This window comes from Niastella sp. sgz303648 (assembly GCF_059587045.1).
On sequence record NZ_JCAPSW010000011.1, the window covers coordinates 82113 to 98800 of the forward strand.

Here is a 16688-nt window from a genome sequence, read left to right on the forward strand (position 1 = left end):
CTACTCGCTTCGCAACGAATTCACAGGGTTTGCAAGCGCCACTTTAAGCGCCTGAAAACTTACGGTAAACAAGGCAATGAACACGGCCAGTGATCCTGCTGCTGCAAACACCCACCATTCGATATTGATACGATAGGCAAAATCCTGTAACCATTGATGCATTAGCCACCAGGCTAACGGAAATGCCACCAGCGATGCAATGGCTACCAGCTGCAGAAAATCTTTCGATAGCAGAGTAACCACATTGCCCAATGTTGCACCCAGCACTTTGCGTATGCCGATTTCACGGGTACGGCGTTCGGCAGTATACGCGGCCAGTCCGAATAACCCCAAACAGGAAATTAAAATAGTGAGCATAGCAAACAGCCGCGATAATCTGCCGATGAGCATTTCGCTTTTGAACAGGGTATTGAAATCTTCATCGATAAATTTATATTCAAAAGGATAGGCGGGACTATGTTTTTTTATTACCGCTTCTATTTTCGCAATGGCCGAAGAAATATGCTGATAGTCTTTTATGCGAATTAATGCGTAAGCGGCTTCGTCGGGCTTACAAAAAAATATAAGCGGCTCAGGTTGCCGGTATATGTCGTTAAACACAAAGTCTTTCACCACGCCTACAATTTGCAGTTGTTTGTTATCCCACCGGATGATTTCACCAACCGGGTTTTTGTTTTGCATGATGCGGGCAAATGTTTCATTAATGATCACTGATGATGAATCTGCTGCCGCATCGGTATAAAAATTTCTGCCTGCCGCCAGCTGCATGTGCATTGTACTCAAATAATGAGAATTGATGGCTTCTTTAGCAATCAATACGTCTTTTGATGTTTGCTTGCCCGGCCACATAAAACCACCCGAGCTGCTGTTCATATTCAATACTCTGCTGTTACTAACCGCTGCTTCTTCTACAACACCGGTCGCCAGCAGGTCCTGCCGTATGGCAGGCATGTGCGGGCCCATATCTCTCAATTCCGTGTACAGTACATTGTTTTTACTGAAACCAAGGTTCCTTTCTTTAGTATGTTGTATCTGGTTATAAATGATGATGGTGCTGATGATGAGAATAATGGATACTGCAAACTGGGTAACAACCAACCCTTTACGGATATAGGTAATAGCCGAACCTTTTACTGCCCGCAGGCCACGAAAAACAGTGGCGGGGTTAAAAGAAGACAGGTACAGTGATGGATAGCTACCTGCAAGTACTCCGCATATTAAAGTGAGCAACGGCATTCCCACCCAGAAAACAGGATTGGTTACATCGAAAATTAATTTTTTTTCAACCAGTTGATTAAAACCGGGTAACGAAAGCCACACCATTAACAGGGCCATAAACATGGCTGCTATACACATTACGATAGATTCGCCAAAAAACTGTTTGATCAAAATGCCTTTTCCGGCGCCCATTACTTTTCGAACGCCTACTTCACGCGCCCTTTGTTCTGAACGGGCTGTTGCCAGGTTCATAAAATTGATGCAGGCAATAACAATGATAAGCAATGCAATGATGGCAAAAAGCCTTACATATTCAATTCGGCCGCCATCCTGTTTGCCTTCTTTGAAATGATTTCGTAAACGCCAGTCTTTTATCGTAAATAAAAAAGGGTGAGCTACAGCGGTAGTATCTTTATGCTGAATAAAATTGTACAGCTTTTTATTTACCTGTGCGGGATCGGCGCCTTCTTTCAACTGAACAAATGTTTGAATTGAATTATTGTCCCATTCTTTGAGCCATTTATTTTCATCTTCACATACCTGATAATTTATGAGCCACGAAAACTGTAAGGTGCTTGTGGTGGGCGGTTCTTCAATAATACCGTTTACAGTAAATGGATTTTTATTGTCGAGGATGAGCGTTTGACCCAGTGCTTCGTTGTTGCCAAAGAATTTTTTCGCCATTACATCGGTGATCACGATCGAGGAAGGGTCTTTCAGCAATGTAGCGACATCGCCTTTAAGCAGTTTAAACGAAAACATTTTTACAAAATCTGTATCTACGTACATGCCCTTTTCATATATAGCTTTTTCGCCCCGCTTAAATAAAGTACGGGTACCCCAGTCGGCGCGGCTCGCGTATTGTATTTCGGGTATTTCATTTTTAATGGCGGGTACAAATGGGCCGGGCATAGCGGCAAACGTAAACGTTTTGCCATCATATGTTTGATGTTCGTATACCTGGTATAACTGTTTATAGTTCTTATGAAATTTATTGTATTGCCATTCGTCGTTTATCCAAAGTAAGATAAGGATGGCGCAGGCCATTCCCATAGCCAGGCCAGCCATATTCAGTATAGCATAGCCTTTATTTTTTTTCAAATGCCGCCAGGCGATCTTTAGATAATTTTTTATCATATGATTCGGTTCGGTATGGTCAATGGTGAATCGTGAATCGGCAAACGGCAAATCGTATAGTTTCCGGTTACCCGTCAACTCATTAACCTGTTAAGTATTCAACTTGTCAACCTGTAAACTATTCAACTTCCTACTCGCTTCTCAGCGACGTAACAGGATTGGCAAGCGCTGCTTTAATGGCCTGTATGCTAATGGTTGCCAGTGCAATGAATGCGGCAATGGCCAGTGCTGTAAAAAATATCCACCACTGTATATGGGTACGGTAGGCAAAGTCCTGCAGCCAGTTGTTCATGGCATACCAGGCAACAGGGAAAGCAATAATGGCTGCAATGAGCACCAGCTTCAGAAAGTCTTTTGATAATAAGCTAACAATGCTGCCCGTGCTGGCGCCTAATACTTTTCGTATGCCTATTTCCTTTATGCGTTGGGTTATAGTGAAAGTAGTTAATCCGAAAAGGCCCAGGCAGGCTATAAAAATGGCAATGCAGGCAAAAGTGGTAAACAGGTTGGCCTGTCTTTCTTCTGACTTATATAGCTTATCGAAGTTTTCATCCATGAACGTGTGCTCATAGGGAACATCGGGTAAAAACCGGTTCCAGGTTTGCTGAATATGCGATAATGCCGATGGAATAGCACTGCCGGCTATTTTTACTGAAACTCTCCCGTATTCATTGGGATCAGCGGGCATGAGTAAGATCAGCGGCACGATTTTCTGATGCATCGATTCAAAATGAAAATCATTGATAACGCCCACAACCTGACCGTGACGGCCTCCGTAGGTCATGGTTTTACCGAGCACTTTTTCGTTATTGGTAAAACCAAGCGCTTTTACTGCCGCTTCATTGATCAAAAAAGAAGAAGTATCTGTTGTGATTTCTTTCGACAAACCGCGGCCGGCAACAATACGAACACCATATGTTGACAGAAATTGCTGGTCTGCTGCCACATATTTTATGTCGGCCGATACGGGTACTGCCGTGTCGTTATTGATAATTTGTGACCCCATGGCATCGAGTAGCCTGCCTGTAGGAATGCGCGACGAACGGGTTACATCTTTAATGGCGCTGTTGGCTAACAGGTCGTTTCGAAATGCTTCGAATTTATTGTTCAGACCACCATTGTATTGCAGGGTAACAATGTGTTCGCGGTCAAAGCCAAGTGATTTTTGTTGCATATACCGCAATTGCTTAAACACAACTCCTGTACTGATAATAAGTATGATTGAAATGGCAAACTGGGCGGTAACCAGCACCTGCCGAAAAGATATGTTGCCACTGCCCGCTTTAAACAATCCCTTTAACACTTTTACCGGCTGAAACGACGACATGAACAGGGCAGGATAAATACCTGAAAGAAGTCCTGTTACCACCGGAACAAAAAGTACAGGCACCAGTATGTACCATTTTAGTAAAGTGTTCAGCGATAAAGTTTGGTTCGATATTTCATTGAGCCAGGGCAGGGCCATGGCCGTACAGGCAATGGCCAGTAATAAAGCAAAGGCCGACAATAATATTGATTCACTTAAAAACTGTGCAATGATTTCTTTTCGCCGGGCGCCCACCACTTTACGAATGCCTATTTCGCGTGCCCGCAGTGCCGAACGGGCTGTACTCAAATTCATGTAGTTGATACAGGCAATGAGCAAAATAAACAGCGCGATTGCCGAAAACACATACACACGTTTTATATCGCCATTTTCTTCTGCTTCATAATCGAGATGCGAATGCAGGTGTATGTCGGTTAGTTTTTGCAGCGTGAGGCTGGTCCATTGTGAGGTTTTATATTTTCCTCCATCAACGATATGCCGGTTTAAAAAAGCAGGGAATTGAGCTTCAAGTCTTTTGGGATCATAGTTGTTGGGCAACAGCATATAAGTGAAAAAGGAATTGTTGCCCCAGTTGGTGCGCAGGTTTTTTTCACCATATATGGCCGAATCTTTCAATGTATTGAACGAAATCATCATGGCCGGATGCATATGCGCATTGGAGGGAAAGGCTTTATAAACACCGGTCACTTTCAGGTTACTGCGTGTATCCATTTTAATAACCTGATTAACCGGATCGGCATTGCCGAAATATTTTTTCGCCATTTCTTCCGACAGCATAACAGAAAAAGGATCGGTCAATGCATTGGCGGGGTTTCCCTTTACAACCTTTACATCAAAAACATCGAACAAATGTTCATCGGCGAAATAAACATTTCGCTCAATAAATTTTTTTTCCTGCCAGGCGAGTGGTAGAACGCTTACACCCAATAACCGGGTAAGGGATTTAATTTCCTTAAAATCGTTTTGCAGCAAAGGGCCAAACGGGGGGGCAACGGTTCCCAGATGTAAATTCACAGCCCCTGTTTCGGGGCTTTTGAAAATGCGGGTAACGCGGTAAATATTGGCTGCTTTACTATTGTATTTATCAAAGCTTAGCTCATGAATAATATAAGTTAAAATCAGCAGGCAACAGGTTAACCCTACTGTAAGGCCAAACAGGTTTATAAATGAAATAAACCGGTATTTGAGCAGATTTCTGACTGCTATTTTTATATAGTTGATGAGCATAAAAACTGTTTGTGGTTTCTGGTTTGTGGTTTGCGGTTCTTTAGTTCACAAATGCTTTATTATATTAAGCACCTTGCCCTCATACAATTAAACCATCAAACCATTTAGCCATTTTCAAATTTGTTACACCATGATGTTTTCCAATACTGTTTGTCCGTCGAGCATGCGAATGATGCGGTGGCTATAGCGGGCATCGTGTTCGGAGTGGGTTACCATTACAATGGTGGTTCCCTGCTCGTTCAAATCGGTTAACAGGGCCATCACTTCATTACCATTGCTCGAGTCGAGGTTACCGGTAGGCTCATCCGCCAAAATCAATTTGGGGTTGTTAACCACGGCGCGGGCTACTGCCACACGTTGTTGCTGACCACCGCTCAGTTGTTGCGGATAGTGATTGCGACGGTGCATGATCTGCATTTTGTCGAGCACATCTTCCACACGTTTTTTGCGGTCGCCCGATTTTACACCGGTATATATCAATGGTAATTCAACATTCTCAAATACGGTCAGTTCGTCGATAAGATTAAAACTCTGAAAAACGAACCCGATATTATGCTTGCGTAAATCGGCCCGCTTCCGTTCGTTAAATTTAGCCACTTCAATACCGTTAAATACAAAACTGCCGTTATCGGGGTCGTCGAGCAGACCGAGAATATTCAGTAGGGTCGATTTGCCGCAACCCGATGGTCCCATTATTGCTACAAATTCGCCTTCCTTAACGTCGATCGATAATTTGTTCAACGCTACTGTTTCAACCTCTTCTGTGCGATAGATTTTTTCAAGATCCCGAATCTTAATCATGTGTGTATGGTTTGAAATGAAAAGTTATTTAAAAATTGTTCAGGTAATGGTGAATGGGCAACAACTCTGTTTCATCTAACATCATCAGCACCGGTTTAACTTTTGTTACCTGTACCTTCGACTGCTTTTTTTCTATGCAGGTTACATTGTTGCACGCACACCGGCGCGGCGAGGCAACAAGGCTGCAGCAAAAGAGCACCATTAGCAAACAGATGATATTATTTTTCATTTGATGAGCTTTTATATTTGAACTGTTACAGGTTTCAGGTTACATGTTACAAGGGCCATTGCAACCTGCAACTTGTAACTTGTAACTTGTAACATGTAACTGCTTTATTCTTTCTTCAGCACCAGCTCCTGCATATTGCCATAATTTTCGTAGCTGGAGGTTACCACTTTATCTCCGGGTTTTAGTCCTTCGAGCACTTCATAGTAATCGGGATTCTGACGGCCTAACTGAATATCGGCTTTGTAGGCTGTTTTGCCATCATCGCTTACTTTAAAGATCCAGTTGCCGCCGGTTGTTTGATAAAATCCTCCTTTAGCAACCAGCGTTGCCTGCGTTTCATCGCTAAGGGCCAGTAATATCTGCAGGGTTTGTCCGCGACGAATGCCCTGCGGTACTTCTCCCACAAATTCCATATCAACCTGAAAACGGCCATTCACCACCTGCGTGTAAACTTTTTTAATTTTCAGTTTATATTCTTTATTCACTAAGGTAAACTTGCCAATTAAACCGGTAAAAACATTCGAAATATAGTGTTCGTCAATATCGGCCCTGATCTTAAAGCCGGTAGTTACATCCAGTTGTCCCAAACGTGTTCCGGCGCTGATGTTCTGGCCAATTTCGGCATCAAACGAAGTAAGCTGACCACTGATAGGCGCTTTAACAACCAGGTCGCCTACTTTTTTCTTCATCAGTTCCAGCGCCTTTTTCATGTTCAGGTACGACTGTTCATTTTGCTGCAGCTGAATTTTATTGGTCGAAGAATCCTGCTGCATAATATCTTCGGTAAGCTTCTTCCGGCGCAACTGGTATTGATAGGTATTTTCTGCCTGCTGGTATTCCTGTAACCCGATCACCTTTTGATCGTACAGTTTTTTATCCAGTTTATATACCCGTTCGGCTTCCTTCAGGGCATTGTCTACTTCCGCCATCTGGTTCAACCGGTTCACGGTGTTTTGTTGCGCATTGTTACGGGCTATCTGCATTTGGGTTAGTACGTTAAACACGCTGGTTTCCTGGTTGGCAAGGCTCAGTTCCAGGTCGGGATTCGATAAGCGAATGATCGGCTGGCCCTCCTGCATGATGGTGCCGTCTTCAACAAATTTTTGTTCTACACGACCGCCTTCCTGTGCATCGAGGTAAATAGAAGTTTGAGGCAATACAATGCCGTTGATTGGAATTGTTACCTGAAACGGTCCCTGTTTAACTTCACTGATGGTAATTCTTTCCGTATCTACATTCAAACGGCTTTTACCCGATGTGAAATAATAACTGGCAGCAATCAAAAAAGCGATAGCTGTTATACCTGCAATGGTTAAAATCTTCTTTGAGGTCCATTTCTTTTTAGCAATGACTCTGTCCACGGTTTATATATTTTTTAATTTAAGTCCGAAAGAAAATACGTATGTCAGTTCTTTCTAAACTGATCGAAAATCTGGAAAGTCAGTGAGTAGGGAAGAAGTACCATTCGTAACAGGAATCTTTTCTGTCATTCGTACTTCCCGTCTTCCGGACTTTTCTGACTTTCCGTCTTTCCGACTTTTTGAACAATCATGAGAAATCTGGCTGCTCATCTGCCAATAACAATATGCCAGAATATAAGAACTGTGATTTACAGTCGTTTAGACCTGTTAAATGTACGAAGCTGTTCGTTACTAATACACCGGGTGTACGGTTTTGATACAGTTGCATAATAGAAGTATTCGCTCATAAAAAATTGTTTGCCATGCCTTTGTAATTATGGTATAATTGTAGTTACGAAAATTGCCTGATGGCTTGATTGTTTGATTGTTGATGTGCCTGATTTTCGGAATGCCTGCAATCAGGCATCAGGTTTAAACACAAACAGTTCAACCATCGAACAATTAAACAATGAAACAATTATATTAATTCTATGTTGCTGAAGAATGCCTCAATACTGGTGATAGACGATGATCCCGACGTGCTGACTGCCGTTCGATTGCTGCTGAAAACAGAAACGAAGGAAGTAGTAACTGAAAAGAATCCCGAAAACCTTCGGTGGCTGTTATCGAAACAGCCCTTTGATGTGATACTGCTCGACATGAATTTCAATAGCTCCATTAATACAGGAAACGAAGGATTATTCTGGCTGAAGAAAATAAAAGAGTTTAAATCTGAAGCCGCCGTAATTATGATCACGGCGTATGGTGATATTGATCTGGCAGTGCGTTCATTGAAAGAAGGTGCAGCCGATTTTGTGGTAAAGCCCTGGCACAACGAAAAACTGATCATAACCATTAAAGATGCTTTAAAAAGAAAAGAAAGCAAAAGTGCAACGCCGCCCATTCGCAGCAGCGATTCAATTATAGGCACCGAATTGCTGGGCGAATCGGAAATAATGGAAGATATTTTTTATAAGATAGAAAAGATTGCTCCCACCGATGCCAATATTCTGATACTGGGCGAGAACGGGACCGGTAAAGACCTGATTGCAAAAGCCATTCACCAGCAATCGCTACGCGCCAATAAGTCATATGTAAAGGTTGATGTAGGCGCCCTTACCGAATCGTTGTTCGAAAGCGAATTATTTGGTCACAAAAAGGGGGCCTTTACCGATGCGCGTGAAGACCGGATAGGCCGCTTTGAAGCAGCCAATGGCGGAACGCTTTTTTTGGATGAAATAGGTAATATTTCGTTGCACCAGCAGGCGAAACTGTTAAGCGTTTTGCAAAACCGGCAGGTGATTCGTTTGGGAACAAACGATCCCTTATCGATTGATATACGATTAATTTGCGCTACCAATTTGCCGCTGCCCGAACTGGCCAATGAAAACCGTTTTCGAAAAGATCTTATCTATCGTATCAATACAGTGGAAATTATGGTGCCGCCATTGCGTAAACGGGGCAATGATACAGTGCTGCTGGCAAAGCATTTCAGTACCATGTACAGTAATAAATATCTTAAGCCGGCGATCGAATTCGACGAAAAAGCTTTGGAAAAATTATTGGGTTATCATTTTCCCGGTAACATCCGCGAATTACAATATACCATTGAACGGGCTGTGATTATGTCAGACGGCCACGTGCTAAAGGCCAGCGATCTGATATTTTCACCCATTGAATCGAACTCCGTTATAGATAAAGAGCCCGATGAACTGAACCTGAGTGCGGTTGAAAAGAATACTATATTGCATGTAATTGAAAAACACAATGGCAATATTACCCGGGCAGCCAAAGAACTGGGACTTACCCGTACGGCGTTGTACCGCAGGTTGAGTAAGTACGATATATAAGAAGGCAGTAGGCAATAAACAATAGGCAATGGGCAATAGGCAATGGGCAATAGGCAAAGCTCTGAACTTAGAACTTATTACTTAAAACTTTACTTTGTTTTATAAAAAATTTGAATGGCGCATTATAATACAGGTGTTGTTTTTATTTATAACACTGGCCATTTCTTCTTTTCTGGTAGTAAAAGGATATTATGTTTACCTGATCGTAATGGTACCGCTGGTAAGTTATGCGATTATTGAGCTTTACCGTTTTCAACGTAAGGCGCATACTGAGCTCGACCAGTTTGTTGAATCGATACATTACCGCGATTTTTCACGCTATTTTGATGTTAAACATGCACCGGTAGAATTGCAGCCGTTGCGAAAAGGCTTTAACGAAATCAACACCACATTTAAGGTAATCAGTAAGGAAAAGGAAACCCAATACCAGTACCTGCAAAAAATACTGGAGCTGGTAGATACGGGTATTTTATCATACCGCGAACATAATGGCGAGGTTGTATGGATGAATGAATCGCTGAAACGCATGTTGCAGTTGCCATACCTTAAAACCATTCATTCGCTGGCGCGTCGCGATAATGAATTATACCGGCAGCTTACTTTGTTAAAACCCGGTGAAACAAAAATTGCAACGGCCCATCTTGAAAAATCATCGTTCAAAGTATTGTTATCGGCTACCGCGTTTCAAACCGAGGGTAATAAGTTTAAGCTGATCGCTTTTCAGAACGTAAGCGAAGCGCTGGATGAAACAGAGTCGAGAGCATGGCAAAAACTGCTGAGCGTAATGACGCATGAGATCATGAATTCGATTGCGCCCATTTCATCGCTGGCCGAAACATTGAAATACCGGTTACAACAGTTTGCCATACGACCTGATATTGAGTCTGGTTCCATGGACGATCTTGAATTGGGAATAGATACCATTAAAAGAAGAAGTGAAGGGTTGTTGAAGTTTGCCGAAACCTATCGCAACCTGAATAAGATCACCACACTCAACCTGAAGAGGGTTTATGTGCGCGATCTGTTCGAGACTTTGCATCATCTGATGCAGCCTACGCTTGAACAAAAGAACATCGAACTGGAAATTGTATTGAAAGATCCCGATCTGGAACTTGAAGCCGATACAAACCTTGTAGAACAGGTATTGATAAACCTGGTGGTAAATGCCATGGAAGCCGTAAAGGAGCGCGAAGAACCGCGAATAATATTATCGGCCTGGCATGCCAGCAATCATAAAACGGTTATTAAAGTAGCCGATAACGGCACCGGCATGCCCGAAGAAATTCTTGATAAAATATTCATACCATTTTTCAGTACCAAAAAAAGCGGCAGCGGTATTGGACTAAGCCTGTGTAAACAAATTATGATGCTGCATAAAGGCAATATACAGGTGCAGTCGATTGAAGGGCAGGGGACCGCGTTTATAATGCAATTTTAAGGTGAATGGTCAATGGTCAATGGTGAATGCCCGCCCGGATGATCCCGGTCGGACGGGGGCAATCCTGTAAAGGAAATCTTTTAATTTTCCCTATGAATATTCATTAACCTTTTCTTTTGTCTGATCTCAAATTGCAGATGTAGCTTTTCGTTGATGGTAAGGTCGGCTGTTTTACTGGTTTCGGTGAGGTGAAAGTTTTCATCAAACACTGCCTGGTTTATACTTACGATATAATTACCGGCCGGCAAATTGAAAGAAAATTCTCCATTGGCATTGGTTAAGGTATTGTATACTTCCCCGTTCTGACCAGCAGCAATTATTCGAACACCATCGAGAGGCATGGTAACGGAGCTTTGCTCGTCGCGTATCAATAACAGGTTTCCGCTTAGCACATTACTGCGGTTAAAAGGAATGAAATACACCTTTTGATCACTGCCTGGTTTCAATTGTTGTCTGAAGCCATGTTTGGGCATCCAGCCCCTGATACCGGCTGCTTCGCTGAAATCGATCGTGAACGTATTGTCATCGGTGTTTTTAAATTCTATTTCTCCTTTGCCGTTACTCATCACCGGATCGTTGTTTACAAGCACTTTGGCATTTGTTACCCATTCTTCACCGGCATCGGGCCAGTTGTTATTGTTTTTATCAAGAAATAAAACAATTTTAAACGATCGCGATGCCTTGTTGCGGTACACCGGCATCTGTAATCTTTTGCGAATGGTAATGTTGATCAGCGGTTCTTCTTTCTTTGATACGTTTACCTGCGTGGTAAGTCCCAGATCGATACCGGTTTTGGGCGATGAATACTGAATATTGTTATATAATAAGAAAAAGCTGGTACCGGTTTGCTGTTCGTTCAGGTAATTGGCCTGTAAGCGGAAAAATATATTTTTTTTCGTCCAGGGTAGTTCTACAAATGGAGATACCTGTATGCGGTTATAGGCCACCGGGTTTTTAATATACTCTTTAATTTCATAATAATAGTATGGCCCTTTATCGTAGCGGAATTGCAGGCCATACCGTTCTGACTGCACATTAATAAAATTGGTAAAGCTGTTAAATCTGCCGCCTGGTAACCATGAGGGAAGATGAACGGTTCCTGCATTTGAAAAAACCGATAACCACCAGTGATCGGTCAGTTGCCAGTTTGCGTTGACAGATACTTTATACATTTTTGCCTGTATGGCTGTTGCACTATCCTGCACCTGGGTTAAAATACCGGGCGATATTACCAGCGAAAACTTTTTACGTTGCCATCCAAAGCGCACACCATAATCGCGGTTATTAATGTTAAACAGGTAATTTACCAGCGAATCACCGGTGTTGTTGTAAGCTCTTTTGTTGATCTCAAAGTAGGGCCCTGCAAAAAAATGATTCAATAGTAAACGGGCTTCGTGCAACTGATAGTGAAAGCCTTTATTAAGACCGGGAAAGTTTTCGGAGTACCAGTGTATAGCTGAGCTGAACTGAAAATGTTTTTGTTGCGTTTCAAAATGATAACCGGCTTGCCAGGCAATAAGCGAGGTATCCAGTTTCGACCTGCTGATCTTTTCCTGTCCGCTGCCGCCTTCAACCGAAAGGCGGGTATTGTTATTGATATTCCAATCCAGTTTGTTTAACAGCAATGAGCTGGTTTGTTCCTTGTTCCGGTCGTTGTTCATGAAGGCATTGGCATGCCAGATGAACTTTTTGAAAACCGGCCGGCTGATTTTTACATTCCATTGTTGTGTATTGCCAAACCGGCTTTTTACACCCATTACTTCATAGCTTCTGTTGTGATCGTCGAGATACTGTACCCGGCCACCTGTACCATCGACCAGAAAATTGTTAAAATCGAGAATACTGCCTGCAGTAAGCCGCCAGGGGCCATTCTCATATTCAACAGTGGCTTTTTGGGTGTTTGATACAAAATGCGGGTAATAGTTGTTGGTTTGCAATAACACGTTCAGTTGTTCATGACTGCCGAGCTTCAGGTACCCGCGTGCATTAAACGAAGCAAAGGGCTGACTTCCGTAAAGATTTTGCAAATTCAATTCAAGGGTAAGCGGCATCGTATTCCAGCTATACGAATTGCCATTGTAAATAAACCCGAGGCGGTTTATTTGCTGCTGCAGCATTTTGGTTTCGCCCTGTTTGTTCTTTATGAATATGGTAACTTCTTCTTTTTTCAGCTGCTGAATATCTTTGGGCGAAAGCAATGCCTGTACCGCTATCACCTGGCTTTCGCCTGCCTGTAAAGAAACTGTGTAATTCTTTTTAGGAATATTTAAGGTAAGACCGGTATTAAATTCAAAACTATAACTGTTTGTACTGTTGCCGGTATTTTCGAGATAAATATTAAAAGCAACCTGTTTATCAGATTCTATAAAGGCAACTGCAGGTTGCTTTAATATTGCTATCCATTTTACATTTTCTTTGGGTTTTATAAAAAATCCCGTTTGAATAACCTGGTTCAGTTCTTTAATTCGTATTTGCACCTGAACCGGGTACCATACTACAGCGGCCGTTTTTTTGACCAGCGAAAACCTGATGGGTATTATCTGGTTGCTGCCTTTTCGAATCTCTGCTTCTATAACATTCCCGGTAATGATCCCTGCAATATCCGGAGCTGTAATCAACAGTTGAATGTGTAATGTGCTGTTGCTGCTGTTTGAAATGTTTACATTATTGAACGAAAAATCGTTTTCTTCTACCTGTATGGAATCTTTTAAAAAATGAAACTGTATCGATTCCGGTAACCTTTCCTGTTGTGCCGAGGCAAACATTTGCATAAGCAGCAACAGCATTACAGCAAGGGAGTGAATAATATAATATCCGGGAGCGGTTTTCACTTTGTTTGATTTAACATAGAGCCTGGGATCAATAAGGCAGACATTTTTATAAAATGGTATGGTGGGGTTTATTGCTGTGTGGCAGTGTATACTACAGAGATAGTATAGGTGCCTGCATCATAGCTGAAACCGGGGTTGGCATTGTAATCAACGCTGAAGCTGCTGGTACCTCTTGATCCGCTGGTTAAAGAAGCGTTGGTAGTTGACAATGCGCCGAATGAAGAACCACCATTTAACCGTACACCTAAAACAGATGAAGGCATAGCCGGAGCAGGAGCAGAAGGACCACTGAAATTGGCAGTTGCAGAAGCTACAGCTACAGCCCAGGGACGGTTTGATTTAACCTGCAGGGTAGAGGCATTGGCATTTGTAAGTCCGTTCTGATAATCACTGGTTGTTGAAAAAGTAAAGTTGGTTCCGGTGGCAGCAGTGAAAGCAATGTCGATAGAGTTTTGCAGTGTTAAGGTTACAGTTTGGCTGGCAGAAGCTGATGATTGTGCATGAGCAGCAGTGAAACCAGCGAAGAGGGCAGCGGCGATAATTGTAATTTTTTTCATGATGTTTTGTTTTTGTTGTTTAGAGATGTTTTAAATTTTGTTACGGGTATATATTTTCAATCGCCGTGCCATTACATCAATCAATTGAAAACCAAATAGTAACAAAATTGGCATGCACTTCATTTGTTCCATTCGCCGGAATAATTTTCCAAAAAGTAAAAAATTACTGTAACGGGAACGTTTATATATAATCGCAATATTAAAAACGAATAATGTGAACCGTGATAGTATATATAATAATAACACAGTGCATTTATAGTAGAATGCATGCGTGCAACAATAGGTGTTTACACCAGTTGCTGTGTAGCCAGGTTTAAAAAGGGGAGTATGATCTGGAGTTATTTATAAACCAGAGATGGTATATACTATATACTCATTTGCATTGGTGAAATGCTGTTTGCCTGCCATCCGGCGGGTATTGGGCCCGGCCTGAACCAATAGAGTTGTTTGTTTATCTGTACCGGCAATGGCCATGTTTTGCTTTTGTACACGCCATTTCTTTGGAACAGGAGTAGTTGTGGGAGCGTTGGGCGGTTGATTTTTGTCAACTTCTTTTATTGCCGGCATATTTATAACTGAAACCGGAGATAGTTTCAGGCTGATAATCTGTTGCGCCTGGTGATGCAGGCTTTGTGCGTGGGCAAAAAATTGACCAAAGACAAGAAACGATAATAAAAAATGAGTTTTCACAGATATGGATATTTGCTGTTGGTAAGTTCTGCAATTTTGAAGGTATATACAATTGTTGCAGCTTAAAATGGTTAACAGTAAATAGTAACACCTATTGTGCAGTGAGTGTATAAAGTATGGAAATTGAATATATGCCGGGCCCGTAGTTATACCCGGGGTTTGCATTAAGGTCCATATTAAACGAATTGCCCGTTTTGGTATTACTGCCTCTGCTACCCGAAGCGAGCAATTGGGCGGTTGATGATAGTTGCACAAATGATTGTCCGCTTTTGGCCAGGCCAATTACCGAAGCAGGCATATTAGAAGATGAATAGGTTCCTGATGCAGAAAAAAAAGGAGTAACAGAAGATACAGAAAGGTTCCAGGGGTTGTTACTGTTGATGTTGATGGTATTGAAGTTTGATGCAGTGTATCCGCTGGAATATTGCGAATTGGTGAGGGTGATGGCCGTTGATGAATTATTGGTAATAGAAAAACTCATAACAGACTGAATGCTGACCGAGGAAGTGATATTACCATTGAATGAAAACTGTGCCGAAACCTTAACAGTACCTGCGCAAAACAGCAGTAGAATATAAAACCAGGTTCTTTTCATTGATTATGGTTGCGTCATGGTAAATAATATGGTTAAGCTATAATTGCCCGGTGCATAGTCGTATCCTACAGGGCCCGCCTGCAAATCGTAGTTGAAGGTTATCGAAGTATTGTTATTCCAGAATTGCTGTGGCGTAGTTATTTGCTGCAGCAGCTGATCATTGGTGTTGAGTGTAATGGTGTTATAACTGGCTGTAAGGGTAGGGGTCATAGAATTTAATTTCACTGCCAGCATAGAAGCCGGTAAAGGTGTACCTGAACTACTGGTTGAAGACGACACCTTTGCATATAAACTAAAGGTATTACTACTTTTTGATGCCGCAGCCAGCTGAAACGCATTTGTATTAATCTGTTGGGTTGTAAGTGTCGATGCACCGGATAAATTAAAGCTCGTGTTAAAACCGGTGACCTGCAGATAATTAAATTTATTCTGGCAGTAAGCGCCGGATATACCAATTAGTAACATAATTGCGTTACTAACGGAAAGCAGTAATATTTTTCTTCCTGTATTTATCATACAATATCAGGATTGAACGCATAGCAATATATTTTATTTTTCTCAATCGCTCAAAAACAAAAGATGAAATACGCCCTCTTTGCCTTGTTGTTGTACTTTTTTACAACGCTAAGTGTTTCTGCGCAGAAAGTAGGTATACAACCATCTATTCTTGAATTTCATGTAATGCCCGGCGTTACCGAGTCGCAGGTAATAAGGATCAGTAATGTGTCTGATAAAAAAGTAAGCTTTGAAGCCTACCTGGCCGATTGGCTGCGCGACTCAACCGGAGCGCATCATTATTATAAAGCCGATACGTTGCAACGGTCGTGCGCATCCTGGATCAAACTGAATAAAAATTTTATTGAAATTGAACCGGGCAAAAGTGAAGAACTGATAGTTCGGTTACAGGGTCCTGATGACCCCAACGCATTTAGCCAGATGAAATGGGCCATGCTGTTTTTGCAAAGCGCCGCTGAGCAGGATAGTGCTGGTCGTAACAGCAAGCAATTCAATACACAAATAAAAGAGCTGTTACGTGTTGGCATTCATATTTATCAAACGCCTGTGACCGTAACGCATATAAGTGCCAAAGCCCTTACTTTACAGCCGGTTACCGGCACAAAAAATGAATATGATTTTTATATGCAAAACACCGGTGAAACCATGTTGCAGTGTAAAGCACACCTTGAACTCACAAATGTTGAATCGGGCAAAGAAATAAAATTAGACAGGGTTGAGTTTCCTGTATTTCCCGAAGGCAGGCGAACAGTACGGCTTGCTATTCCTGATAGTGTTCCTAAAGGTAAATACTCTGCACTGGCTATCCTTGATATCGGTGAAGAGGCTTCACTCGAAGCTATTGAGCGAACAATTGAGGTGAAGTAGGGTAG

The 16688-nt window shown here is 42.1% G+C and carries 13 protein-coding genes; 3 read left to right on the top strand and 10 right to left on the bottom strand.

What is annotated here, in order from left to right; translation table 11 throughout:
• The 5 genes from AC59IL_RS27320 to AC59IL_RS27340 all read right to left on the bottom strand — a co-directional run bounded on the left by AC59IL_RS27320 (nucleotide 1) and on the right by AC59IL_RS27340 (nucleotide 7300).
• Nucleotides 1-2355, bottom strand: coding sequence for an ABC transporter permease (locus AC59IL_RS27320; protein ID WP_496555402.1), 2355 nt, complete (start codon nucleotides 2353-2355; stop codon nucleotides 1-3).
• A gap of 130 nt (nucleotides 2356-2485) precedes the next feature.
• Nucleotides 2486-4909, bottom strand: a complete 2424-nt coding sequence (locus tag AC59IL_RS27325) for an ABC transporter permease (RefSeq protein WP_496555403.1) — start codon at nucleotides 4907-4909, stop codon at nucleotides 2486-2488.
• Nucleotides 4910-5032: 123 nt separating this feature from the next.
• Nucleotides 5033-5710 (bottom strand): ABC transporter ATP-binding protein, encoded by a 678-nt coding sequence (locus AC59IL_RS27330; protein WP_496555404.1) that lies wholly within the window; start codon nucleotides 5708-5710, stop codon nucleotides 5033-5035.
• A 28-nt stretch (nucleotides 5711-5738) separates the two neighbouring features.
• Nucleotides 5739-5939 (bottom strand): hypothetical protein, encoded by a 201-nt coding sequence (locus AC59IL_RS27335; protein ID WP_496555405.1) that lies wholly within the window; start codon nucleotides 5937-5939, stop codon nucleotides 5739-5741.
• Nucleotides 5940-6043: 104 nt separating this feature from the next.
• Nucleotides 6044-7300 carry an efflux RND transporter periplasmic adaptor subunit gene (locus tag AC59IL_RS27340; RefSeq protein WP_496555406.1) on the bottom strand — a complete coding sequence of 419 codons (1257 nt, stop codon included), beginning with the start codon at nucleotides 7298-7300 and terminating at the stop codon, nucleotides 6044-6046.
• Between the two features lie 530 nt (nucleotides 7301-7830).
• Between AC59IL_RS27340 and AC59IL_RS27345 the strand changes: the two genes are divergently transcribed.
• Nucleotides 7831-9189 carry a sigma-54-dependent transcriptional regulator gene (locus AC59IL_RS27345; RefSeq protein WP_496555407.1) on the top strand — a complete coding sequence of 453 codons (1359 nt, stop codon included), beginning with the start codon at nucleotides 7831-7833 and terminating at the stop codon, nucleotides 9187-9189.
• 94 nt (nucleotides 9190-9283) lie between these two features.
• Complete coding sequence (locus AC59IL_RS27350; protein ID WP_496555408.1) at nucleotides 9284-10627, top strand: sensor histidine kinase; 1344 nt, start codon at nucleotides 9284-9286, stop codon at nucleotides 10625-10627.
• 80 nt (nucleotides 10628-10707) lie between these two features.
• Here AC59IL_RS27350 and AC59IL_RS27355 read toward each other — a convergent pair whose 3' ends face one another.
• The 5 genes from AC59IL_RS27355 to AC59IL_RS27375 all read right to left on the bottom strand — a co-directional run bounded on the left by AC59IL_RS27355 (nucleotide 10708) and on the right by AC59IL_RS27375 (nucleotide 15816).
• Nucleotides 10708-13458, bottom strand: a complete 2751-nt coding sequence (locus AC59IL_RS27355) for an MSCRAMM family protein (RefSeq protein ID WP_496555409.1) — start codon at nucleotides 13456-13458, stop codon at nucleotides 10708-10710.
• Nucleotides 13459-13526: 68 nt separating this feature from the next.
• Nucleotides 13527-14015, bottom strand: a complete 489-nt coding sequence (locus AC59IL_RS27360) for a hypothetical protein (RefSeq protein WP_496555410.1) — start codon at nucleotides 14013-14015, stop codon at nucleotides 13527-13529.
• Between the two features lie 342 nt (nucleotides 14016-14357).
• Nucleotides 14358-14705 carry a hypothetical protein gene (locus AC59IL_RS27365; protein WP_496555411.1) on the bottom strand — a complete coding sequence of 116 codons (348 nt, stop codon included), beginning with the start codon at nucleotides 14703-14705 and terminating at the stop codon, nucleotides 14358-14360.
• A gap of 91 nt (nucleotides 14706-14796) precedes the next feature.
• Nucleotides 14797-15300, bottom strand: a complete 504-nt coding sequence (locus AC59IL_RS27370) for a hypothetical protein (RefSeq protein ID WP_496555412.1) — start codon at nucleotides 15298-15300, stop codon at nucleotides 14797-14799.
• Nucleotides 15301-15303: 3 nt separating this feature from the next.
• Complete coding sequence (locus AC59IL_RS27375; protein WP_496555413.1) at nucleotides 15304-15816, bottom strand: hypothetical protein; 513 nt, start codon at nucleotides 15814-15816, stop codon at nucleotides 15304-15306.
• Between the two features lie 63 nt (nucleotides 15817-15879).
• Here AC59IL_RS27375 and AC59IL_RS27380 point away from each other — a divergent pair, with 63 nt between their 5' ends.
• Complete coding sequence (locus AC59IL_RS27380) at nucleotides 15880-16683, top strand: hypothetical protein (RefSeq protein WP_496555414.1); 804 nt, start codon at nucleotides 15880-15882, stop codon at nucleotides 16681-16683.
• Nucleotides 16684-16688 lie beyond the last annotated feature (5 nt).

Excerpts from the sequence above, each read along its gene's own strand:
- AC59IL_RS27320 (WP_496555402.1), bottom strand. The coding sequence starts at position 2,355 with ATGATAAAAAATTATCTAAAGATCGCCTGGCGGCATTTGAAAAAAAAT.
- AC59IL_RS27325 (WP_496555403.1), bottom strand. The coding sequence starts at position 4,909 with ATGCTCATCAACTATATAAAAATAGCAGTCAGAAATCTGCTCAAATAC.
- AC59IL_RS27330 (WP_496555404.1), bottom strand. The coding sequence starts at position 5,710 with ATGATTAAGATTCGGGATCTTGAAAAAATCTATCGCACAGAAGAGGTT.
- AC59IL_RS27335 (WP_496555405.1), bottom strand. The coding sequence starts at position 5,939 with ATGAAAAATAATATCATCTGTTTGCTAATGGTGCTCTTTTGCTGCAGC.
- AC59IL_RS27345 (WP_496555407.1), top strand. The coding sequence starts at position 7,831 with ATGTTGCTGAAGAATGCCTCAATACTGGTGATAGACGATGATCCCGAC.
- AC59IL_RS27360 (WP_496555410.1), bottom strand. The coding sequence starts at position 14,015 with ATGAAAAAAATTACAATTATCGCCGCTGCCCTCTTCGCTGGTTTCACT.
- AC59IL_RS27370 (WP_496555412.1), bottom strand. The coding sequence starts at position 15,300 with ATGAAAAGAACCTGGTTTTATATTCTACTGCTGTTTTGCGCAGGTACT.
- AC59IL_RS27375 (WP_496555413.1), bottom strand. The coding sequence starts at position 15,816 with ATGATAAATACAGGAAGAAAAATATTACTGCTTTCCGTTAGTAACGCA.
- AC59IL_RS27380 (WP_496555414.1), top strand. The coding sequence starts at position 15,880 with ATGAAATACGCCCTCTTTGCCTTGTTGTTGTACTTTTTTACAACGCTA.